19 protein-coding genes and 1 pseudogene are annotated in these 20771 nt (G+C 63.7%); 12 read left to right on the plus strand and 8 right to left on the minus strand.

Annotation, left to right across the window (positions count from 1 at the left end):
* Positions 1-134 precede the first annotated feature (134 nt).
* The 3 genes from AC1MEK_RS14050 to AC1MEK_RS14060 all read left to right on the plus strand — a co-directional run bounded on the left by AC1MEK_RS14050 (position 135) and on the right by AC1MEK_RS14060 (position 2820).
* Positions 135-965, plus strand: a complete 831-nt coding sequence (locus AC1MEK_RS14050) for an IclR family transcriptional regulator (RefSeq protein WP_480396888.1) — start codon at positions 135-137, stop codon at positions 963-965.
* Between the two features lie 193 nt (positions 966-1158).
* A complete protein-coding gene (locus AC1MEK_RS14055) occupies positions 1159-2079 on the plus strand; it encodes a LysR family transcriptional regulator (protein ID WP_480396889.1) in 921 nt (306 codons plus the stop codon).
* A gap of 192 nt (positions 2080-2271) precedes the next feature.
* Complete coding sequence (locus AC1MEK_RS14060) at positions 2272-2820, plus strand: methyl-accepting chemotaxis protein (protein ID WP_480397027.1); 549 nt, start codon at positions 2272-2274, stop codon at positions 2818-2820.
* Positions 2821-2907: 87 nt separating this feature from the next.
* Here the strand turns inward: AC1MEK_RS14060 and AC1MEK_RS14065 are convergent, their stop codons facing one another.
* Positions 2908-3846, minus strand: a complete 939-nt coding sequence (locus AC1MEK_RS14065) for a class I SAM-dependent methyltransferase (RefSeq protein WP_480396890.1) — start codon at positions 3844-3846, stop codon at positions 2908-2910.
* Between the two features lie 49 nt (positions 3847-3895).
* Positions 3896-4783 carry a LysR family transcriptional regulator gene (locus tag AC1MEK_RS14070; protein WP_480396891.1) on the minus strand — a complete coding sequence of 296 codons (888 nt, stop codon included), beginning with the start codon at positions 4781-4783 and terminating at the stop codon, positions 3896-3898.
* A 106-nt stretch (positions 4784-4889) separates the two neighbouring features.
* Here AC1MEK_RS14070 and AC1MEK_RS14075 point away from each other — a divergent pair, with 106 nt between their 5' ends.
* Both AC1MEK_RS14075 and AC1MEK_RS14080 read left to right on the plus strand, forming a co-directional pair.
* Positions 4890-5423: an N-acetyltransferase family protein gene (locus AC1MEK_RS14075; RefSeq protein ID WP_480396892.1), complete on the plus strand. Its 534-nt coding sequence runs from the start codon at positions 4890-4892 to the stop codon at positions 5421-5423.
* A pseudogene (locus tag AC1MEK_RS14080) lies at positions 5416-6561 on the plus strand (MFS transporter); the annotation flags it as partial. The gene AC1MEK_RS14075 and the pseudogene AC1MEK_RS14080, both read left to right, overlap by 8 nt.
* On the opposite strand, the gene AC1MEK_RS14085 reads toward AC1MEK_RS14080, so the two are convergent.
* Entirely contained in the window at positions 6487-7776 is a 1290-nt protein-coding gene (locus tag AC1MEK_RS14085) for an MFS transporter (RefSeq protein ID WP_480397028.1), read from the minus strand. The pseudogene AC1MEK_RS14080 and the gene AC1MEK_RS14085 overlap by 75 nt on opposite strands.
* Positions 7777-8021: 245 nt before the next feature.
* On the opposite strand from AC1MEK_RS14085, the gene hemB reads away from it, so the two are divergent.
* Positions 8022-8996, plus strand: coding sequence for a porphobilinogen synthase (gene hemB / locus AC1MEK_RS14090; RefSeq protein ID WP_480396893.1), 975 nt, complete (start codon positions 8022-8024; stop codon positions 8994-8996).
* Positions 8997-9252: 256 nt separating this feature from the next.
* Here the strand turns inward: hemB and AC1MEK_RS14095 are convergent, their stop codons facing one another.
* On the minus strand, positions 9253-10155 hold the full coding sequence (locus tag AC1MEK_RS14095) for a LysR substrate-binding domain-containing protein (protein WP_480396894.1): 903 nt from the start codon (positions 10153-10155) through the stop codon (positions 9253-9255).
* A gap of 246 nt (positions 10156-10401) precedes the next feature.
* Here AC1MEK_RS14095 and AC1MEK_RS14100 point away from each other — a divergent pair, with 246 nt between their 5' ends.
* From AC1MEK_RS14100 to AC1MEK_RS14120, 5 genes are read left to right on the plus strand one after another with little or no spacing between them, the layout of a single operon-like run.
* Positions 10402-11247 carry a transporter substrate-binding domain-containing protein gene (locus AC1MEK_RS14100; protein ID WP_480396895.1) on the plus strand — a complete coding sequence of 282 codons (846 nt, stop codon included), beginning with the start codon at positions 10402-10404 and terminating at the stop codon, positions 11245-11247.
* 12 nt (positions 11248-11259) lie between these two features.
* A complete protein-coding gene (locus tag AC1MEK_RS14105; RefSeq protein WP_480396896.1) occupies positions 11260-11922 on the plus strand; it encodes an amino acid ABC transporter permease in 663 nt (220 codons plus the stop codon).
* 7 nt (positions 11923-11929) lie between these two features.
* Positions 11930-12616, plus strand: coding sequence for an amino acid ABC transporter permease (locus AC1MEK_RS14110; protein WP_480396897.1), 687 nt, complete (start codon positions 11930-11932; stop codon positions 12614-12616).
* Positions 12617-12618: 2 nt separating this feature from the next.
* Entirely contained in the window at positions 12619-14121 is a 1503-nt protein-coding gene (argH, locus tag AC1MEK_RS14115; RefSeq protein WP_480396898.1) for an argininosuccinate lyase, read from the plus strand.
* Positions 14118-14858: an amino acid ABC transporter ATP-binding protein gene (locus AC1MEK_RS14120; protein WP_480396899.1), complete on the plus strand. Its 741-nt coding sequence runs from the start codon at positions 14118-14120 to the stop codon at positions 14856-14858. The genes argH and AC1MEK_RS14120 overlap by 4 nt, the downstream gene beginning before the upstream one ends.
* A gap of 191 nt (positions 14859-15049) precedes the next feature.
* Here AC1MEK_RS14120 and AC1MEK_RS14125 read toward each other — a convergent pair whose 3' ends face one another.
* Positions 15050-15943 (minus strand): LysR family transcriptional regulator, encoded by an 894-nt coding sequence (locus AC1MEK_RS14125; RefSeq protein ID WP_480396900.1) that lies wholly within the window; start codon positions 15941-15943, stop codon positions 15050-15052.
* A 127-nt stretch (positions 15944-16070) separates the two neighbouring features.
* On the opposite strand from AC1MEK_RS14125, the gene AC1MEK_RS14130 reads away from it, so the two are divergent.
* Entirely contained in the window at positions 16071-17063 is a 993-nt protein-coding gene (locus AC1MEK_RS14130; protein WP_480396901.1) for a zinc-dependent alcohol dehydrogenase family protein, read from the plus strand.
* Between the two features lie 6 nt (positions 17064-17069).
* Here AC1MEK_RS14130 and AC1MEK_RS14135 read toward each other — a convergent pair whose 3' ends face one another.
* The 3 genes from AC1MEK_RS14135 to AC1MEK_RS14145 all read right to left on the minus strand — a co-directional run bounded on the left by AC1MEK_RS14135 (position 17070) and on the right by AC1MEK_RS14145 (position 20432).
* The gene (locus AC1MEK_RS14135; RefSeq protein ID WP_480396902.1) at positions 17070-18020 is read right to left on the minus strand and encodes a VTT domain-containing protein; all 951 of its coding nucleotides are present in this window, start codon (positions 18018-18020) and stop codon (positions 17070-17072) included.
* Between the two features lie 105 nt (positions 18021-18125).
* Positions 18126-19562: a catalase gene (locus AC1MEK_RS14140; RefSeq protein WP_480396903.1), complete on the minus strand. Its 1437-nt coding sequence runs from the start codon at positions 19560-19562 to the stop codon at positions 18126-18128.
* Positions 19563-19781: 219 nt separating this feature from the next.
* On the minus strand, positions 19782-20432 hold the full coding sequence (locus tag AC1MEK_RS14145) for a ferritin-like domain-containing protein (protein WP_480396904.1): 651 nt from the start codon (positions 20430-20432) through the stop codon (positions 19782-19784).
* Positions 20433-20771: the final 339 nt, after the last annotated feature.

The following is a 20771-nucleotide window of genomic DNA, read 5'->3' on the forward strand; positions in this document are numbered from 1 at the left end:
GCCGCTGTTATTCAAATCGCCCTGTGGACTGATCCTAGCCCTGCGAATACGATGGCCTCAACGAGGAATTTCATTGAGCGAGTAGTATTTTCAAGTTTATTCGTTCGGTGAATTAATACTGGAAAAGCACAAATATGAATTCCACTGAGCGGAATGAAACGGAAAAAGAAACGGGTGTGGGTGCGGTGTCGCGGCTGTTCGCGGTGTTGCGTTGCCTGGGCAATTGCCCCGAAGGCGGCGAGCGGGTCACGCAGCTGGCGCAGCAGGTGGGGCTGTCGCAACCCACCACCCATCGCCTGCTGCGCAGCCTGATGGACGAGGGCATGGTCGAGCAGGATGCGCGCAGCAAACGCTACCGTTTGAGCCTGGATTTCTTCGCGCTGGCGGCCAGGGCCGGGCAGACCGGCAACCTGCGTGACGTGGTGCGGCCGAGCCTGTTGCGGCTGTCGGCGTCGTTGGGTGATTCGCTGTTTCTGCTGGCGCGCAGTGGCTTTGACGCGGTGTGTCTGGACCGCAGCGAAGGCCCGTACCCGATCCGCACCTTTACCGGCGACATCGGCGGGCGCGTGGCCCTGGGCGTGGGGCAGGGCAGCCTGGCGATCCTGGCCTTCCTGCCCGAAGACGAGCGCGAAACCGTGATCCGCTACAACCTGCCGCGCCTGCGGGATTTTCACCTGTACGACGAGGTGATGCTGCGCTCGGAAATCGACAACGTCCGGCGCCTGGGTTACGCGGCGCGCAACACCGGCGTGCTGGAAGGCATGGCGGGCCTGGCGGTGCCGATCCTCGACCGCGAAGGACGGGCCGTCGCGGCCTTGAGCGTGGCGACCATCACCGACCGGCTCAACGCCGAGCGCATGCCCACGGTGGTGGAAATGCTCAAGCGCGAAGCGGCAGCGATCAGCCCGCGGATCAACCCGTTCGACCCAGTGCTGCGCCGGCCTTCGCAGGTGTTTGGGCAGTAATGCTGCCCCTGTAGGAGTGAGCTTGCTCGCGAATGCGGTGGGTCAGGCACTGCCATATCTGACTGACCCACCGCATTCGCGAGCAAGCTCACTCCCACAGGACATGTATCGCTGCTCGGTATCTGTTTTTATGTCGAGAAAGGTGATAAATCAGCGCCTGAACCCCGCCACTACATACCCGGTGTAAAGAATCGTGAAGCGCCATTTCGATGACATTCAACTGGGCAGCATCGAGCTGTTCTGTCTGGCCGCCGAGGCCGGCAGCTTCACCGCCGCGGCCTTGGCCGCCGGTGTTACACCGGCGGCGGTGAGCCGGTCGATTTCTCGGCTGGAGGAGCGTCTGGGGGTGCGGATGTTTGTGCGCACCACCCGCAGCATTCGCCTGACCGACAGCGGCCGGGTGTATTTCGAGCAGTGCAATCAGGCGCTGGCGCAACTGATCGAAGCCGAGCGCCAGGTCTCCGGCCAGCAGTTGCAGCCCTCCGGGACGCTGCGCATGAGCATTCCCACTACTTACGGCCATCACCGCATCCTGCCGCTGCTCCCCGAATTTCGCCGACGCTATCCGCAGGTGAAAGTCGACATCAACCTGAGCAATCGCAACATCGATTTCGTCGCCGAAGGCTATGACATGGCGATCCGTGTACGCACTCAGCCCGACTCGACGCTGATCGCACGCAAGCTCGAAGACGGGCCCTTGGTGTTGGTGGCCACCCCAGAGTACCTGCAACGGGCAGGCACCCCGCAGACCCTGGACGATCTGGCCAGCCACGACTGCATCCAGTACGAACTGCCCAGCAACGGCCGGCGCATTCCCTGGCTGTTTCAGGAAAACGGCCAGCCGCGCGACGTGTTGGCTGACGGCGGTTACTGCTGTTCGGACGACGTATTGGGCGGCGTAACCCTGGCCAAAAGCGGCGCAGGGCTGTTCCAGGCCTATCGCTTCGTGGTGGAAAAAGAGCTGCGCGACGGCACCCTGGTCGAGGTGCTCAAGGAGCATGCCGGGCGGTCGCGACCGTTCACTTTGCTGTACCCCAGCAACCGCCATGTGCCGCTGCGGCTGCGGGCGTTTATCGACTATTTGAAGGAGTGCCAGACGGCGTGGAACGCCTGAGGGCGAAAACGTCGATTTTTCAGTGGCTTGACTTCAATTTGTCATAAAAGTGAAATGTTCTTTTGGCAGCCTGCTGGCGGTTTGCGACCACCTGTCGGATTTGCAAGATGCCGGCCGATCGCGACAAATTCTGGGGGCCAGTTCGAGGATCAGGAACGTCTTGTGCAGGATGCGCTGACCAGCCTGAGCGCGATGAAAGGCCTGGACCCTGCGAGCAAGGCCCAGGCTGCGCAGGCCGCGGACGAAGCCGACCGCAGTTCGCAGGACGGCGACAAGGTGATGAACGCGACGATCAACTCGATCACCCAGATGCGCACCGAAATCAGCAACACCGCCGAGGTGATTCGTCGCCTGGAAAGCGACAGCGGGCGCATCGGCAAGGTGCTGGAAGTGATCCACGGGATCGCCGAACAGACCAACCTGTTGGCCCTCAACGCCGCCCAGGCCATCGAAAGCGGCCAGGCGCGCAGCCAGGAAAGCGTGGATCAGGTGACGCTGGCCGGCTCCTCGCTGCAACGCATTACCACAGCTGTGGAGGCCATCCGCGACATGAACCGGCAGATCGCCACGGCAGCGGAGGAGCAGACCTCGGTCGCCGAAGACATCTCGCGCAACCTCACCGAGATCACCGCCATCGCCACCACCAACCAGAGCAACGTGCAGCGCACCCAGACCGCCAGCCAGGATCTGCATGAATTGTCGGTGGGGTTGAACGACGTGATTTCGCGGCTCAGCGCTTAAGCATCACCCACATCCGCAGCACGGCTTGCCGGCGGGAGCGATCTTGAGGACGACCCCGCCGGCAAGCCGTGCTGCCACGGGACCGGATTATTCCTGACGAAACACCAAAGCCTTCAACCCACCCTCAGGCTCGATATCGGCAAACTCCGGCGGGTTTTCCAGGCGTTGTTCGAAGCGCAATTGCGGGGCTTCACGCGCCATGCTCTGGATCAGAAAGTCCGCGCCCAGCGCCGGGTCGTTCATGCAGGCGAGCACGCAGCCGTCGGCGCTCAGCAGCTCCGGCAATTTGCGCAGCACGCGCTGGTAATCCTTGGTCAGCAGAAAACTGCCTTTCTGAAACGATGGCGGGTCGATGATCACCAGATCGTACGGCCCGCCATTCTTGACCTTGCCCCAGGACTTGAACAGCTCATGGCCGAGAAAGCTGACCTTGCCTAGATCATGGCCGTTGAGCCGATGGTTGTCGCGGCCCCGGCTGAGCGCCGCGCGGGACATGTCCAGATTGACCACCGCCTCTGCGCCGCCCTCGATGGCCGCTACCGAGAAGCCGCAGGTGTAGGCAAACAGGTTGAGGATGCGCTTGCCTGAAGCATTGGCCCGCACCCAGTCGCGGCCGTAGCGCATGTCCAGGAACAGCCCGGTGTTCTGCTTCTTGCCAAAATCGACCAAGTAGCGCAGGCCGCCCTCGGTCAGCGTCCACTCGTCGGGCATCTCACCCAGCAGGGTTTCGGTGAGGCTGTCGGGCAGGTAGCGGTGTTGCAACAACAGGGTGTGCGCTTGGCTGCCAGTCCACGCCGGGGACTGGCACAACTCGGCCAGCAATTGCTTCAACGCCGTCAGTTCGGCGCCAGCGGGCTCCTTGAACAGTGACACCAGTACCACGCCCTGCATCCAGTCCACAGTCAGTTGCTCAAGGCCCGGCCAGCGACGACCACGACCATGAAACAGGCGGCGGGTCTCCGCGGGCGCGGGAGCGAGGGCGGTCAGCAGGTGCTGGTTGAGGGTGTTCAGGGCGTCGGCATTCATCGGGTAGCGAAGGATCGGCAATGGAGAAAGGGCGGCATTCTAAACCCAATCAGGTCTCGAGCGTCTGCAAGGCTTCCAGCACCTGGCGCAGGGCCTTGCCCAGCGGCTTGTCCTGGCGCAGCACGATGCCCAGCGTGCGACTCAGCGCCGGGGTCAGCGGCATCACGTGCAGCCCGCGCCGGTGATGTTCGGCCGCCACCGACATGCGTGGCACGATGCTGTAACCCAGCCCCGCGCCGACCATTTCCTTGATCGCCTCGATACTGCCCAACTCCATCACCGGCTTGATCCGCAGCCCGGCCTGCAGGTACCACTCATCGATCAGCAAACGCGTGCTGCTGCCGGCTTCGAACACCACCAGCGGCAGGTCGGTCAGCGCCTGGGGCGTGATGCTGGCGGGTATGGCAGGCTGCGCGGCACTGAAAATCGCCACGAACTCGTCCTCCAGCAGCGGCGTGATCGACAGGCTGCGCCCGGCGGCGGGCAGGGTGACCAGCGCCAGGTCCAGGCGGTTCTCTGCAACGGCCCGCAGGATGCCTTCGGTATTGCCGGTGCTGACCCGCACGTCCAGCGCCGGGAACTGGCGGCGCAATTGCCGCAGGATCGGCGGCAGCAGGTGAATGCAGGCGGTAGCGCCGGTGCCGATGGCGACCTGGCCAGCGACGCCCTCGGCGTGGCTGGACAGATCCAGCAGCGCGTCCTCGACCACGGCGTCGATCCGGCCGATGTGGGTCAGCAGCGTGCTGCCCGCCGACGTCGGCTTGATCCGTTTGCCCACCCGTTCGATCAGACGCAGGTTCAGGCGCTCCTCCAGTTGGCGGATATGCAGGCTGACGGCGGGCTGGGTCAGGTTCAGGCGTTCGGCCGCGGCTGAAAAACTGCCATGGCGAATGACCTGGGCGAAGGTGTGCAGGTGAGTGAGGTTGAGCCGCTGCATGGCAAAGTTTTACTTATGCTGAGGATGACGAATCATAGCTTTGTTTTGATCAGGAGGCGCGCGATCATGACCTCACATTCTGTTCCCTGTACAAGAAGACCGCCCCATGCCCCACGATTTCATCCTGCGCGACGCCCGTGAAGACGACATGCCCGCCGTGCAGGCGATCTACGCCTATCACGTGATCCACGGCACTGCCAGCTTTGAACTTGAGCCGCCAACCCTCGCGCAGATGCTGCAACGGCGGGCGGATGTGCTGGGGCATGGCTTGCCGTATGTGGTGGCCGAGCGCGACGGCGAGGTGGTGGGCTACGGCTACGCGACGCTGTACCGGCCGCGTCCGGCCTACCGCTTCACCGTGGAGGATTCGGTGTATGTGCGCGACGGCATGGGCGGGCTGGGCATCGGTCAGGCCTTGTTGGGCTGGATCGTGCAGCGCTGCATCGACGACGGGCGGCGGCAGATGGTGGCGGTGATCGGCAACCGCGAAAACACCGCTTCAATTCGCCTGCACGAACGTCTGGGCTTTCGCGTGGTGGGGGTGTTCGAGTCGGTGGGGTTCAAGCACGGCCGCTGGCTGGACACCGTGCTGATGCAGCGCTCACTGGGCGAAGGCGACGCCAGCGTGCCCCGTGGATAAGCCAGCGTTGGGCGCCTGGGTGGTCTGGCGCCTGGGGATCGCGCAACTGATCAACTGGGGCACCTCGTTCTATCTGCTCGGTGCATTTGGCGAGGCGATGGCGCGGGATCTGGCCTGGAGCGGCCAGCGGGTGTTCGCCGGGCTGTCGGTGGCGATGGTGGTGATGGGACTGATCTCGCCCTTGAGCGGCGGGCTGATCGAGCGCTTCGGCGGGCGCACGGTGTTGCGGGTCGGCACCTTGATCAATGCACTGGTCTGCGTCGCGCTGGCCTGTGCGCCCTTGTCATTGGCCGGTTATTACGCGCTGTGGGCCTTGCTCGGCGTGGGCATGCGTCTGTCGCTGTACGACGCGCTGTTCGCTGCCATGGCGAGGCTCGCTGGCGAACTGGCGCGCCCGGCCATGGTGCGCATCACCTTGCTCGGCGGGCTGGCGTCGGCGGTGTTCTGGCCGCTGGGGCATGTCTTGCAGGAGCACATGGGCTGGCAGAACGGCCTGCGGGTGTATGCGGCGTGCCTGATTATCAGCCTGCTGTTACTCGGTGCGTTGCCAAGACAGCCGCACAGGGCAACGGTCGAACCGCAGGAACAGGCGGGCGAAGATGAAATCGCCGCGCCCCTGTCACGGCAATGGCTGTACGCCTTGAGCGTGACGCTGATCGGCGTGCTGTCCGCAGGCTTGGGCCCGCAGCTGCCCAGCCTGTTGGCGGGCATGGGCGCGCCGATCGGGCTGGTGGCGCTGTGGGGCGTCGGCCAGACCTGCGCGCGCTTGACGCAAAGCCTGTTCGGTCGCAAGACCCAGGCGCTGACGCTCAATCTTTGGGTGGGTTCGATGCTGCCGCTGTGTTTCGCCATCGGCCTTATTGCGCAGGGCAGGGTGCTGCTGGCGTGCGTGTTCGTGTTCGGCTACGGCGCGCTCAATGGCCTGGCCACGTTGTTGCGGGCGAGCCTGCCGTTCGAGCTGTTTGACCATCGCCAGTACGCCCGGTTGCTGGGGCGGCTGGTGGCGCCCGGGTTCATTCTGTCGGCGTTCGCGCCCTGGTGTTTTGCGGCGGTGCGCGATCATTCAGGGGATCGGGCCGTGCTGTGGCTGGCGTTGGCCATCGGCGTGGTCAGCCTGATCACCGCGCTGCTGCTCAGGCACATTGCCGGCGGGCAGGGTTTCAGGGACAGCGAACCACAGCAGCAGGAACGCCAAGGCGGCAATCACCGCCAGGGTCAGGAAGGCCGCACTGTAACCGGCGGCGTCGACCACCCAGCCCGCGAGGCCGTTGCTCAGCGCCGCACCGAGGCCGAACACCGTTGAAACGGCGCCGAGGCTGACGTTGAAGCGCCCGGTGCCCTGGGTCAGGTCCTTGACCACCAGTGGCAGCAGCGCACCGAAGGCCCCGGCGCCGATGCCGTCGAGCAATTGCACGGCGACCAGCCAGTAAGGGTTGTCGGACAGCACGTACAGCACTCCACGCAGCGGCAGAATGATAAAACCGGCCAGCAGCAGCGGTTTGCGCCCCCAGACATCGGCCTTGGCGCCCACCAGCCAGGCCACCGGCACCATCACCAGTTGCGCGGCGACGATGCAGGCAGACGTCAGCGGCGTTGCCAGTTGCACGTCGATCTGCGACAGCTTCTGGCTCACCAGTGGCAGCATCGCCGCGTTGGCCAGGTGGAACAGCCCGCAGCAGATGGCGAAAGTGAGCAGGGCGCGGTTGCCCAGCAATGCCGCCAGCCCCGAGGGTTGCTCATGGGACGGATCGTTGGCCGGGTCGAAACCGCGGGCCACCTCGTGGTCGATGGCGTTGCCGTCCACAAGGCTCACCGCCGCGATGCTCGCCAGCGCCATGAACGCCATCAGGTAGAACACCGCAATCGGGCCGAACAGCCAGGAAAACCCGCCCGCCAATAGCGCCGCGCAGGCGTTGCCGGCGTGGTTCCAGGTCTCGTTGCGCCCGGTGCGGCGGGTGAAGGCCTTGGGGCCGGTAATGCCCAATGAAATGGCGGCGATGGCCGGGGCGAACACCGAGCCTGCGATGGCGCTCAGGGCCTGGGTGATCAGCACCCAGGTGAAGCTGTGGATGAACGGCAAGACCAGACAGCCGGCGGTCACCAGCAGTGCAGCGACGATCACTACCAGCCGCTTGCTGCGGGTGCGGTCAATCAGCGCACCCGCTGGCGTCTGGGTGAGTAAAGCGGCTATACCAGCCAGGGTCATGACCAGGCCGATGCTCGCCGGGTCCCACTTGTGCACGGCCAGCAGGTAGATCGCGAGATAAGGCCCCAGGCCGTCGCGAACGTCGGCGAGAAAGAAGTTCAGGCCGTCCAGAGAGCGGTTGTTGCGCACATCGTGCAGGCTGTTCAAGGTGGGTATCTGCCAGAAGATCGTGCTGCCGGTGCGGCTGCCGCTCAAGGCTAATGACCCGGCGCCTGCAGCTTGGTTCGCAGGTTTTGCGAAGGGGTTGCAAGGGCACTGTTACGGCTTCGGTAAGGGACTTTCTTGTCGTGCCATTTGAATCGAGGCCGGTGCAGGCATAAGCTTCGCGCCATTGAACCCGGCGCACCCCGTCGTGCCCCGGTCGTTTTCGTACCTTTTTTTCAGGAACTGCCATGTCCAGTCTGTTTCCCGCCGCCCGTCCACGTCGCCTGCGCAGCAATGCCAACTTCCGCGCGCTGTTCCAGGAAACCGAATTCACCCTGAACGATCTCGTGCTGCCGATCTTCGTCGAGGAAGAAATCGACGATTTCGTGCCGATCACCAGCATGCCCGGCGTGCGCCGCATCCCGGAGAAGAAGCTGGCCCAGGAAGTCGAGCGCTATGCCCGCGCCGGGATCAAGTCGGTGATGACCTTTGGCGTGTCCCATCATCTGGACGCCACCGGCAGCGACACCCTGCGCGAGAACGGCCTGGTGTCGCGCATGTCGCGCACCATCAAGGACGCCGTGCCGGAAATGATCGTGATGTCCGACACCTGCTTCTGTGAGTACACCGACCACGGCCACTGTGGCGTGATGCACGACGGTCATGTCGATAACGATGCGACGATCGAGAACCTCGGCAAACAGGCGGTGATGGCGGCCCGCGCCGGTGCTGACGTGATTGCGCCGTCTGCGGCGATGGACGGTCAGGTGCGCGCGATTCGCGCAGCACTGGATGCGGCAGGTTTTCATCAGACGCCGATCATGGCCTATTCGACCAAGTTCGCGTCCTCGCTTTACGGCCCGTTCCGCGAGGCGGGTGGTTCGGTGCTCAAGGGCGACCGCAAGAGCTACCAGATGAACCCGATGAACCGCCGCGAAGCGCTGCGCGAATCGCTGCTGGACGAAGCCGAAGGCGCCGACGCGCTGATGGTCAAGCCGGCCGGCGCGTACCTGGACATCATCCGCGACATCCGCGAAGCCTCGAACCTGCCGCTGGCGGCGTATCAGGTCAGCGGCGAATACGCGATGATCAAGTTCGGTGCCCAGGCCGGTGCCATCGACGAAGGCCGCGTGGTACGCGAGTCCCTCGGCGCGATCAAGCGCGCGGGCGCGGACCTGATCTTCACCTACTTCGCGATGGACCTGGCGCTGGAAGGGATTTGATCCCTCCACGCTAGACACAGCCCCCCTGTAGGAGCGAATTCATTCGCGAATGGCCGGGACAGGCGATGCGTTTGTGTCGCTCGAACGATTTTCGCGAATGAATTCGCTCCTACAGATCGGTGTTTTGCCACAAGATCAGTGACCAGACCCAGATCCCTGTAGGAGCGAATTCATTCGCGAACGATGGGGCAGGCGATGCATTCGTTTCGGCCAAACGTCTTCGCTCCTACAGGTTCGGTGGCGTTCCCTGGTATAGCTACATCCACCCCTTGCTCGCCTCGCTGAGCATCTCCTGAATCAACACACTGAAGCGCTGGCTCAGCAGGCTCTGCGGGCGGTCTTCGGGCAGCAGCAGGTAGGTGGAGAAGCGGATTTCCGGCAGGAACGGCCGGGTTTCCACGCCCATGTGCAGGTATTCCCGGGCGACCATGGGGCTGACGATGCTCACCCCAAGCCCCAGCGCCACCAATGAACAGACGGTGGCGGCGTAGGGCGTTTCCACGTTCAGCTTGCGGTACTCCCGTTCTTCGGCGAACACCCGGTCGACCCGGGTGCGCGAGCCGTCGTTCAGCGACAGGGAAATGAACTCCTCGCCGCGCAGGTCCTCCGGCTTGACCGACGCCAGCGCGCCCAGCCGATGCCCTTTGGGAAACACGCACACCCCCGGTACATCGCAAATCTTCTGCGTGCTCACCCCGGGCATGTCCTCACCCACATACGACGCCAGCGCCACATGGCAGAACTGCGAGGCCGCCCAGTGGGCGACCATCGGCGAGTCGCTAGTGTGGATGGAAATCGCAGCCTCCGGGTTTTCCTGACGAAAGCGCTGGATCACCCGGGGCAGCACGGTCAGCGACAGCGACGGCACCGCTGCAATGCGCAGCTGCCCGGTGCCGCCACGGCGAATGTTCTGCGCCGATTTTTCCAGGCTCTGCAGGCCGATGAACGCCCGCTCCACGTCGGCAAACCAGGCTGCCCCTTCATCGGTGGCCAGCAGCCGGCCGCCCACACGCTCGAACAATTTGAATCCGCTGGCGCGTTCAAGCTGCGCAATCAGGCGGCTGATGTTCGGTTGCGAGGTGTGCAGCGATTCGGCGGCGGCGGTCATCGAGCCGCTCAACATCACGGCGCGGAAGGCTTCGACTTGTTTGAAGTTCATGGCAGGCCATATCAATTCGGTATGGGTGACCAATGTATTGTCATTTGTTGGCATGAGCCAGAGGCTTTATAACTGTTTTCGACATCGACAGTTCGCGCAGACGGACACGATGGACCGACGTCCTGGCTCACACAACAGGCCGCGGCAATTCTCGCTGAGCTCCACCTATAAAAAAAGTCTGCCCTTGAAATCTGTGCGTGGTGCCGCGTCGTACGGCCCCTCGCTGATCGCTTACCAGGAGGCAATATGTCGTTTTCGTTGAAGTTCCTCGTTCGTGCACTGGCCGTTTCAAGCGTTTCCCTCGCCGGATTGGCGCAGGTGTATGCGGCCGATCTGCCGCCTGTGCCGGATGAAATCAAGCAGGCCGGGCAACTGCACGCCGGAGTGCGCTGCGATCAACCCCCTTATGGTTTCCAGGACAGCAGCGGTAACTACGCTGGCGTCGAAGTCGAGATGTCGAAGCAGATCGCTCTCTGGGCGCTGGGCTCCAAGGACAAAGTCACGTTCACCTGCGTCACCGCTGAAAACCGCGTGCCGCAGCTGATCGGGCGCAAGGTCGATTTCCTCATCGCCACTCTGGGCGTCACGCCGGAACGCCAGCGGGTGATCGACTTCACCACGCCGTATCGCTGGGGCGCCAGTGACGTGGTGGTGAAGAAGGACAGCCCGATCAAATCGATCAAGGACCTCAACGGCAAGACCCTGGCCACCCTCAAGGGCTCGGTGCAGGCCAAGTGGTTCGAAGACCATATGCCCGAGGTCAAGACCCTGCGCATGAACAGCGCCGCCGACGCCCTGCAGACCTTTCGTCAGGGCCGCGCCGACGCCTACACCCACGACGCCGCGACGCTGGTGGTGGTCGCCGCCAACGACGGCGATGCGCGCCTGATCAACGAGCCGTTCCAGATTTCCGACGCGGCCATTGGCGTGCGCAAGAACGACGAAGCCTTTCGCGATTACCTGAGTGCGGCCGTGGCCAAGATGCACGAAGACAAGCTGTTTCGTGGCTGGGTGCAGGAGTACGTCCCGGAAAACATCCAGAGCTACTACTTGAGTGTGTTCGAACAGGCCAAGCCTGAAGAAAAACTCTGATCGGGCGCCGTCATGGATTTCGATTTCAATTATCTGTTGGCGCAGTGGCCAGCCTTGCTCGACGGCGTGCTGATGACGCTGCGAGTCTCACTGCTGGCCATCGGCTGTTCGCTGCTGATCGGCATTCTCGGGGGCGCCGTGCGCGCCTTCCGGATTCCGTTTCTGGCGCAGGCCGTGGTGCTGTACGTCGAGCTGATCCGCAACACGCCGATCCTGGTGCAACTGTTCTTCATCTTCTACGGCTTGCCGGCCATCGGTCTGGAGCTGTCGCTGTTCTGGTCCGGGGTGCTGTGCCTGTCGCTGTGGGCCGGTGCCTATCAGGTGGAGAACATGCGCGGCGGGCTGGCCACGGTGGAGAACAAGATGCGTGAGGCGAGCATGGCCTTGAGTCTCAAGCCGCACCAGTACTTCTATCTGGTGGCCTTGCCGATCGCCTTTCGCACCAGCTTGCCGGCGGTGCTCAACACCGCGATCTCGCTGCTGAAAAACTCGTCGTACTTGCAGGCCATCGGCCTTGCGGAGCTGACGTTCGTGGCGGTGGACCGGATTGCCACCGACTTTCGGGCCATCGAGATGTTCAGTGCGATCTGCGTGATGTACCTGACCCTGGTGGCGCTCCTGTCGCTTGCGACCGGACGCCTGTCGGCCCACCTGCAACGTCCTTTCAGGCACTGAGGCCCGTATGAATTTCCTGATTGAAAACTGGGGTTTCGTGCTCAAGGGACTGTGGATGACTGTGCGCCTGGCGCTGGTGATCCTGCTGTTCACCACGCTCATTTCCACGGTGTTCGGCGTGCTGGCGACGCTGAAGAACCGGGTGCTGTGGTGGGCGATTCACGGCTACGTCGAGCTGTTTCGCTCGATCCCGCTGATCGTCAACGTGTTCTTCATCTTCTTCGGTGCGCCGATGTTCGGCCTCGATCTGAGCCCTTTTGCCGCAGTGGTCACGGGCCTGACGCTGTGGGGCAGTGCCAACGGCATCGAGATCGTGCGCGGCGGCCTTGAGTCGGTGAATCGGCATCAGTGGAAAAGCGCCTGGACCCTGGGCCTGCGGCCCTGGCAGATCTACCTGCACGTGATTGCCCCGCAATCACTGAAGGCGATCCTGCCGGCCTACACGGGGCTGCTGACCATGCTGGTGCAGGCCACCTCGCTGGGGGCACTGGTGGGCGTGAGCGAGTTCCTCAAGGTCGGTCAGATCATCGTCGAGCGCTCCACGGTCATGACCGGTGTGAGCCCCGCGTTCGCCGTCTATGGCGCGGTGCTGGTGGTGTATTTCGTCATCTGTTCATTGCTGAGCTGGCTCAGCCGTTATCTCGAACGTCGCCTGGGTCGTCCGGCGATGCGCGTTACTCGTCAAGGGGTTTGATCATGCAAGAATCCAAAGTCAGTCGTCGCTTGAAGGAAGCCACCGCCCCCGAGGTCAACGAGTTCATCTATCGGCCTCGTCTGGAAGGGTTTGCCGACGGTTTCCTCAACTTGGGCAACGTCAACAAGGCGCACATCGTGATGCTCGCCGAGCAGGGCCTGATTCGCGGCGAACACGCCAGCGCCCTGGCCAAGGGCGTGCTGGACATGGAAGCGGCGGGGCCGGGTGTGGTCACCCTCGACCCGTCCCGCGAAGACGCCTACTTCAACTATGAAGCGCACCTGATCGAGCAGATCGGCACCGATGTCGGCGGCCGCCTGCACACCGGGCGCAGCCGCAACGACATCCTCGCCACCCTGGACCGCATGCGTTGCCGGGAAGTGCTGATGGCGCTGATTGATGTGCTGATCCAGACCCGCCAGACCGCGTTGAACAACGCCGAAGTGTTCGCCGAAGTGGTGATGCCCGGTTACACCCACCTGCAACCGGCGCAGCCGATCACCTACGGCTACTACCTGTCGGCGGTGGAGCAGGCGCTGGAGCGCGACTGCAAGCGCCTGACCCAGACCCTGGAATCGATGAACCAGAGCCCGCTGGGCGCCGCAGCCTTCGCCGGTACGCCGTTCGACATCGACCGGGCGCGCACCGCCGAACTGCTGGGTTTCGACGGTTATCTGGACAACGCGCTGGACGCTGTGGGTTCGCGGGATTTCATTCTGGAAAGCCTGTCGCACCTGAGCCTGCTGTCGGTGTTCTGGAGCCGGGTGGCGCAGGATTACTTTGTCTGGAGCACCCATGAGTTCAGCCTGATCGATTTCCCGGACAGCGTGGCGGCGACCTCGAGCATCATGCCGCAGAAGAAGAATCCGACCGTGCTGGAATACCTCAAGGGCCGGACCGGGCATATCGTCGGCCTGCTGATGGCGGCCAGCGTGACGGTCAAGGGCAGCAACTTCTCCCACACCGGCGACGGCAACCGCGAGGGGACCCGAGGCTTCTGGGAGGCGGCCGAGGAAAGCCTGCGCTGCCTGAAACTGCTGGAGCTGGTGCTGCGCACCGCAACGCCGAACGCCGACCTGGCCGGGCGCCGCGCCGGCGAGGATTTCTCCACCGCCACCGGGCTGGCCGACCTGATCGTGCGTGAAGCCGATCTGTCTTTCCGCGAAGCGCATCATATCGTCGGCGCCGCCGTGCGCATGGCGATGGACGCAGGCTTGCCGGCACACCGCATCGACACCGAAATGGTCGACGTCTGTGCTCGCGAGCAACTGGGCCATGCCCTGAACCTGCCGGCGGACAAGGTCCGCGAATGCCTGGACCCGACCGCCAACGTGCAGTCCCGCGCTTCGGCGGGTGGCCCTGCGCTGTCGTCGCTGCGGCCGAGCCTGATTCGCGCCAACGCGCGGTTGCAGCAGGAGCGCCAAGCCAATCAGGCCCGGCGTGACCGCCTGCAGGCCGCTCAGGAATCACTTCAGGCGGCAACCCGCGCGCAGGCCGGCCTATGAAACCGATGCTGACAGTGCGCGGGCTGCACAAACATTTCGGCTCGGTGGAAGTGGTCAAGGGTGTCGACCTGGACGTGGCACAGGGCGAGGTGGTGGTGATCATCGGGCCCAGCGGTTCGGGCAAGTCGACCTTCATCCGCTGCCTCAACAGCCTGGAGGAACCCTCGGCGGGCAGCGTGGTGGTGGACGGCGGCGATTCGGTGCGCGCCGACGACCGCAAGGCCATGGCCCGCTTGCGTGAAGACATCGGCATGGTGTTCCAGGACTACACGCTGTTTCCGCACATGACGGTGATGGGCAACATGATCCTGGCCCCGGTCAAGGTCAAGGGCGTGAGCAAGGCCGATGCCCAGGCCAATGCGCTGGCGTTGCTCGATCGCGTGGGCCTGAAGCACAAGGCCGAGGGTTATCCGAGCGAGCTGTCCGGCGGCCAGCAGCAACGGGTGGCGATCGTCCGCGCGCTGGCGATGAAACCGCGCCTGTTGCTGTTCGATGAGCCCACCTCGGCACTGGACCCGGAAACCGTGGGCGAAGTGCTGAGCGTGATGAAGGGGCTGGCCGCCGAGGGCATGACCATGATCGTGGTCACCCACGAAATGGGTTTTGCCCGGGAAGTGGCTGACCGGGTGGTGTTTTTCGACGGCGGCAAGATCGTCGAAATGGGCCCGCCAGCGCAGGTGTTCAGCGCACCGGAACACCCGCGCACGCGGCAGTTCTTGCAGAGCGTTTTGCACTGACACGCACTGCCGAAAGGCTTCTGCCCGGAGGGCGTGGGAGCTCGGCTTGCCAGCGATCTGCCGGAAACCGGCAGTAAATTCTATGCATGCGGTGTGTATGACACGGCCAAGGTGCATGAATTTGCTGCCGCTGCGCGCCAGATCGCTGGCAAGCCGGGCTCCTACGGCCTTCGGCCAGAATCAAAAGCGGATCACCGCAAATCCGCATCCGCTTCAAAGGCCTCTGCCAGAAAATCCACAAACGCCCGCACCCGCGCCGATTGCCTGCGGTTGGCCGGGGAGAGGGCGTGGATGGGCAGGGCGGCCGGGGTCAGCTGTGGCAACAGCTGCACCACCCGACCTTTCGCGATGTCCTGCCGGTACAACCACGACGGCGACAGCGAAATCCCCAGCCCGCTGAGCACCATCTGCCGGATCGCCTCGCTGTTGTTGCTGCGCACGTTGCCGCGCACCCGCACATGCTGTTGTCCGCCGTCGAACACCCAGGTGTCGAAATCCTCCAGCAGATTGAACAGCACGCAGTTGTGCCCGCGCAGCTCGGCGGCTGTTTGCGGCGTCCCATGGCGCTGCAGATAGTCGGGGGCGGCGACCAGCAGGCGTCGGGTCAGGCCGATCTGCCGGGCGATCAGGCTGCTGTCCTTCAATTCGCCAATGCGGATCGCCACGTCCATGCCCTCGCTGACCAGATCGACGTTCTGATCGCTGAGCAACAGGTCCACCGTGACCTCGGGGTAACGGCTGAGAAAGCCCTGCAACCGCGGTGCAATCTGCAAACGGCCGAAACTCACCGACGAGGCGATGCGCAAAGGCCCGGCCACGGCCTCGCGGCCGGTCTGGAAGCTGAGTTCGGCGGTGTCGATCGCGGCAAGGATTTCCCGGCACTGGCGGTAGTAGCGCTGGCCTTCGTCGGTCAGCGACAACTGCCGGGTGCTGCGGGCGATAAGGCGACCGCCCAAGCGTTTTTCCAGGGCGTCGATCTGCTTGCTGACGGTCGGTTGGGTCGTGCCCAGCTCCCGCGCGACCGCAGAAAAACTGCCGCGCTCGACCACCCGCACGAACATGGTCATGGCCTGAAGAGTGTCCATCGCTCGGTCATTTGGTGGCTTAACGGAATAAATACTATAGAGATCTATCGTCTTATCGGCATGGTTTCTGCGGTTCAAACTCTGTTCATCGCCTCGCATTGAGGCCCTCGAATCAGGAAAAACCGCCATGAGTACCATGCAAGCCGCTGTCGCCGTCGATCATCAAAACCCACTTGCGCTGCAAATCTTGAACATCCCCGAACCGGGCGTTGGCCAGGTACTGGTACGGGTCATGGCCAGTGCGGTCAACCCGCTGGACACCAAGATTCACGCCGGCAAGGGCGGCCATGCGCGCCAGCCGTTGCCTGCCGTGCTGGGGATGGACCTGGCCGGTGTGGTGCACAAGCTGGGCGCGGGCGTGACGGCCTTTGCGGTCGGCGATGAGGTGTACGGCATGGCCGGTGGCATCGGTGGCAATCAGGGTGCGCTGGCGCAGTACATCGCGGTGGACGCCGACCTGCTGGCGCGCAAGCCGCACAACCTGAGCATGCGCGAAGCGGCCGCCTTGCCGCTGGTGTTCATTACCGCGTGGGAAGGGCTGGTCGACCGCGCTCGGGTGAGCAGCGGCCAGAAGGTGCTGGTGCATGGCGGTGCGGGCGGGGTCGGGCATGTTGCGGTGCAGATCGCCAAAGCCTACGGCGCCGAGGTGTTCGCCACCGGCTCAGCCTCCAGCCTGAAAACGATCGAAGGTCTTGGCGCAACGGCCATCGACTATCGTGCACAGAGCGTAGAGCGCTACATGGCCGAATACACCGCCGGCGAAGGTTTCGACATTGTCTATGACACCGTGGGCGGGGCGACCCTGGATGCGTCCTTCGCCGCCGCGCGCATCTACAGCGGCCATGTGGTCAGCTGCCTGGGTTGGGGCGAACACAAGCTCGCGCCCCTGTCGTTTCGCGGCGCGACCTATTCGGGCGTGTTCACGCTCTTGCCATTGCTGACCGGCAAGGGTCGCAGGCACCACGGCGAGATCATGGCCGAGGCCACCCGCATGGCCGAGGCCGGGCAATTGCGCGTATTGCTGGATGAGCAGCGCTTTACCCTGGCCGAGGTCAATCAGGCCTACGAGCGGGTCGCAAGCGGTAGCGCGAAAGGTAAAGTGGTGATCGACATCGCCTGAGAGACGTCAGGCGGTGGCTGTCTGGCCCGGGATCTGCTGATCGGATTGCGCATCGCGCCACGCATCCAGCCCGCCGACCAGCGCCTTGCCTCGGGTCAGGCCGTGTTTGCTGAGCTTCTGCGCGAGCAGGGCGGCGGACAGTTCGTTGGGGCAGGCGCAGTAGAACACCATGTCGACGTCGCCCAACTGCTCGACCCAGGGCTGCAGCGGCTCCTCCAGGCTGATCGACACCGCGCCGGGAATGCCCTCGACCACCGCGGTATGGAATTTGGGCCGCACGTCGATGACCACCGGCGCCTGTTCGCTGTTCTGCAGGGCCAGTAACTGTGGCACGGTGATGCGCGGTACCTGGGCGGTGCGTGCGATCAGGCGGCGGCGTTTCCAGTATTTCCAGGCGATGAACAGCGCCAGGGCCCCGACCACGCCAGCGATGGCCAGCGGTAGATAACCACTGAGCCAGTCCAGCAGCGGAATCAACGCGTCGGTAAACAGCATGCCCAGCAGCAGCGCGGAGCCTGCCCAGATAAACGAACCGGCCAGCGAGTAGCGCATGAAAATGCCGAACGGCGTGGCGTTCATGCCGGCCACGGTGGTGACCAGGGCGCCGGCGCCGGGCAGGAACTTGGACAGCAGCATCGCCCGTGGCCCGACCCGGTCGTACACGGTCAGGCCCTGGCGGATGCAGGTGTCCTGGGACAGGGAAATCTTGCACACGGTTTTCAGCAGCGTGCCGCCGTAGCGCTTGCCCGCCCAGTACCACAGGGCGTCGGCGATCAGGCAGGCGAACATCGCCACCAGCACCCCGGCGCCGAGCAGCGGTTTGCTCTGCATCGCCAGCGCGCCGGTGACGATCAGCGTCGGATAGGCCGGTACCGGCAGACCGATCTGCTCCAGCAGCACGTTGACGAACACCAGCAGCAGGCCATGGGTTTCGTTCAATTGCGCAAGGTCGTTCATGGCGGGCACTCGGCGTCGAATCGCAGGCGAAGAAAAGGGGTGTCAGTACCGTGGCCTGAACACCCCTGTGTGTCAACGCTGTTTATCGGTCTCTACGAGATAGGTTCAGCGCAACTTCTCGATCGCCGCGGCAACGCCTGCGCCGTAGGCCGGGTCGGCCTTGGTGCAGTTGTCGATGTGGCGCTGCTGCACCGCCGCCGACGCACCGCTGATGGCGCGGGCGGTGTTGTCGAACAGCGCCTGCTGTTGCGCAGCGTTCATCAGGCGGAACAGCGCGCGTGGCTGGGAGTAGTAGTCATCGTCGTCCTTGCGGAAGTCCCAGTTGGCGGCTGCACCGTGCAGTTCCAGCGGCGGCTCGGCGAAGTCCGGCTGCTCGACCCACGCGCCCTTGGTGTTGGGCTCGTAACCGATGGTGCCGCCGGCGTTGCTGTTGACGCGCATCTGGCCGTCGCGGTGGTAGCTGTTGACCGGGCATTTGGGCGTGTTCACCGGGATCTGGTGGTGGTTGACCCCCAGGCGATAACGCTGGGCGTCGCCGTAGGAGAACAGGCGGCCCTGCAGCATTTTGTCCGGCGAGAAGCTGATGCCCGGCACCACGTTGGCCGGGTTGAACGCGGCCTGCTCGACGTCGTGGAAGTAGTTGTCCGGGTTGCGGTTCAACTCCAGCACGCCGACTTCGATCAGCGGGTAGTCGGCGTGCGGCCAGACCTTGGTCAGATCGAAAGGGTGAATGTTGTAGGTGTTGGCGTCCTGCTCGGGCATCACCTGCACGAACAGCTTCCACTGCGGGAAGTCGCCTTTCTCGATGGCATCGAACAGGTCGCGTTGGTGGGTTTCGCGGTCACCGGCCACGGCCTCGGCGGCTTCGGCATCGGTGAAGTTCTTGATGCCCTGTTGGGTTTTCAGGGTGAACTTGACCCAGAAACGCTCGTTCTGCGGGCTGATGAAGCTGAAGGTGTGGCTGCCGAAGCCGTGCATGTGCCGGTACGAGGCCGGGATACCACGGTCGCTCATGACCACGGTGACCTGGTGCAGAGCTTCGGGCAGCGAGGTCCAGAAATCCCAGTTGTTCTCGGCGCTGCGCAGGTTGGTGCGCGGGTCGCGTTTGACCGCGTGGTTCAGGTCGGGGAATTTCAGCGGGTCGCGCAGGAAGAACACCGGGGTGTTGTTGCCCACCAGGTCCCAGTTGCCTTGCTCGGTGTAGAACTTCACGGCAAAACCGCGGATGTCGCGCTCGGCATCGGCCGCGCCGCGCTCGCCGGCCACGGTGGAGAAGCGGATGAAGATGTCGGTCTGTTTGCCGATTTGCGAGAACAGCTGCGCCTTGGTGTAGCGGCTGATGTCGTGGGTCACGGTGAAGGTGCCGAATGCCCCCGAACCCTTGGCGTGCATGCGACGCTCCGGGATCACTTCGCGGTCGAAGTGCGCGAGTTTTTCCAGCAGCCAGACGTCTTGCAGCATCAGCGGGCCGCGGGGGCCGGCCGATTGCGAGTTCTGGTTGTCAACGACGGGTGCGCCCGCCACGGTGGTGAGTTTATTCATTATCAGGCTCCGGTTTGGGACAGTTAGTCTTCCTGGGTGAACGATCTTCTTATTGGACGCGTGTGCGCCTTTTTTCCGTGTTGCACTGCCTTGGCTGTTTGCGCCTGCCCGTATCGGCCTCGGGCCGGGATTCGAGGCTCATCAAGCGTAGACGTTTCATAAAAAAAGGGCGCCCTGTACGGGCGCCAAGAGGAGGAGAGAACAGCACGCGACAACACTTCACATATGAATACTGCGGGTGGAGGCAAAGGCCGCGATCCCCGGGCTCTGCGCCCAGACTTCCATGGTCGAGAACCAGGCGTTGGGCCGCGTCGGCTGGCGGCATTCGCTGGTGAACGAGGCGCCGGACGGGATGTCCATGCGGATCTTGCACACCAACTGGTTGGTGCGGTACAGCAGCTCGCTGACCAGGTTGGCGGTGGCGTAGTCGCCGGCGTCCACGGCGCGGTCCATGAAACCCTGGGCCTGGCCGGTCAACGTGGTCAGTTGCTGTGCCAGTTGATGAATTTCCTTGAAGCACTCACGAAAACCGGGGGCCTGTTCAGCGTCTGGCACCGGCGCTGTGGGCAGGTGATCTTCGGCGACCTGGCCGCCGAGCAACTGAATGCGCGAGCCCAGGAAACTCACGAAATGCCGGGTCGACTGATCCAGATCCTTGAACAGCTCCTTGATCGCCTGATAGTTCAGGCTGCGCAGCCGCCAGCGCACTTCGCGGGCAAAACCGCCGGCCTGTTCGGTGGTCTGGCGGTGGGCCTGCAGCAGTTGGAGAAACGCCTGGCGCTGCTGGCCGTGCAAGGTGGTGTACAGCCCGTGGGCGTCGGCGGCGAACTCGGCGTTGAGTCCGGGCTTTGGATCGACATCGGCAAACATGGCGAATCTCCTCGGCATCGGTTGGACGGCCTGTGCGGTAAGGTCTGCATCCCACTGCATCAAGAGAGCTCTGGCCTGCATGACAGGAATGGCTCAAAGGTATGCCTGCGACCGAATGCCGTCACTTGTACCTTGGTACAGGTGGCGGATACACAGGTGTCTGCCGGTCATACTTTGGTTTGTGATGGCGCTCCCGTGCCATCCCGACAGACACGGATCGTGAGGATCTGACAAACCCTGTAGGAGCCGGCTTGCTGGCGAATGCTGCAGGTCAGACACAGCAGTGTTGAATGACCAACCGCATTCGCCAGCAAGCCGGCTCCTACATTTTCTGGTGGG

The sequence above is a fragment of the Pseudomonas sp. 2 genome, from assembly GCF_056627435.1.

Bases quoted from the DNA above. Each gene is read 5' to 3' on its own strand.
- AC1MEK_RS14120 (WP_480396899.1), top strand. From the start codon at position 14,118: ATGAAACCGATGCTGACAGTGCGCGGGCTGCACAAACATTTCGGCTCG.
- argH (WP_480396898.1), top strand. From the start codon at position 12,619: ATGCAAGAATCCAAAGTCAGTCGTCGCTTGAAGGAAGCCACCGCCCCC.
- AC1MEK_RS14070 (WP_480396891.1), bottom strand. From the start codon at position 4,783: ATGCAGCGGCTCAACCTCACTCACCTGCACACCTTCGCCCAGGTCATT.
- AC1MEK_RS14110 (WP_480396897.1), top strand. From the start codon at position 11,930: ATGAATTTCCTGATTGAAAACTGGGGTTTCGTGCTCAAGGGACTGTGG.
- AC1MEK_RS14060 (WP_480397027.1), top strand. From the start codon at position 2,272: ATGAAAGGCCTGGACCCTGCGAGCAAGGCCCAGGCTGCGCAGGCCGCG.
- AC1MEK_RS14140 (WP_480396903.1), bottom strand. From the start codon at position 19,562: ATGAATAAACTCACCACCGTGGCGGGCGCACCCGTCGTTGACAACCAG.
- AC1MEK_RS14135 (WP_480396902.1), bottom strand. From the start codon at position 18,020: ATGAACGACCTTGCGCAATTGAACGAAACCCATGGCCTGCTGCTGGTG.
- hemB (WP_480396893.1), top strand. From the start codon at position 8,022: ATGTCCAGTCTGTTTCCCGCCGCCCGTCCACGTCGCCTGCGCAGCAAT.
- AC1MEK_RS14100 (WP_480396895.1), top strand. From the start codon at position 10,402: ATGTCGTTTTCGTTGAAGTTCCTCGTTCGTGCACTGGCCGTTTCAAGC.
- AC1MEK_RS14050 (WP_480396888.1), top strand. From the start codon at position 135: ATGAATTCCACTGAGCGGAATGAAACGGAAAAAGAAACGGGTGTGGGT.
- AC1MEK_RS14145 (WP_480396904.1), bottom strand. From the start codon at position 20,432: ATGTTTGCCGATGTCGATCCAAAGCCCGGACTCAACGCCGAGTTCGCC.
- AC1MEK_RS14105 (WP_480396896.1), top strand. From the start codon at position 11,260: ATGGATTTCGATTTCAATTATCTGTTGGCGCAGTGGCCAGCCTTGCTC.
- AC1MEK_RS14065 (WP_480396890.1), bottom strand. From the start codon at position 3,846: ATGAATGCCGACGCCCTGAACACCCTCAACCAGCACCTGCTGACCGCC.
- AC1MEK_RS14075 (WP_480396892.1), top strand. From the start codon at position 4,890: ATGCCCCACGATTTCATCCTGCGCGACGCCCGTGAAGACGACATGCCC.
- AC1MEK_RS14130 (WP_480396901.1), top strand. From the start codon at position 16,071: ATGAGTACCATGCAAGCCGCTGTCGCCGTCGATCATCAAAACCCACTT.
- AC1MEK_RS14125 (WP_480396900.1), bottom strand. From the start codon at position 15,943: ATGGACACTCTTCAGGCCATGACCATGTTCGTGCGGGTGGTCGAGCGC.
- AC1MEK_RS14095 (WP_480396894.1), bottom strand. From the start codon at position 10,155: ATGAACTTCAAACAAGTCGAAGCCTTCCGCGCCGTGATGTTGAGCGGC.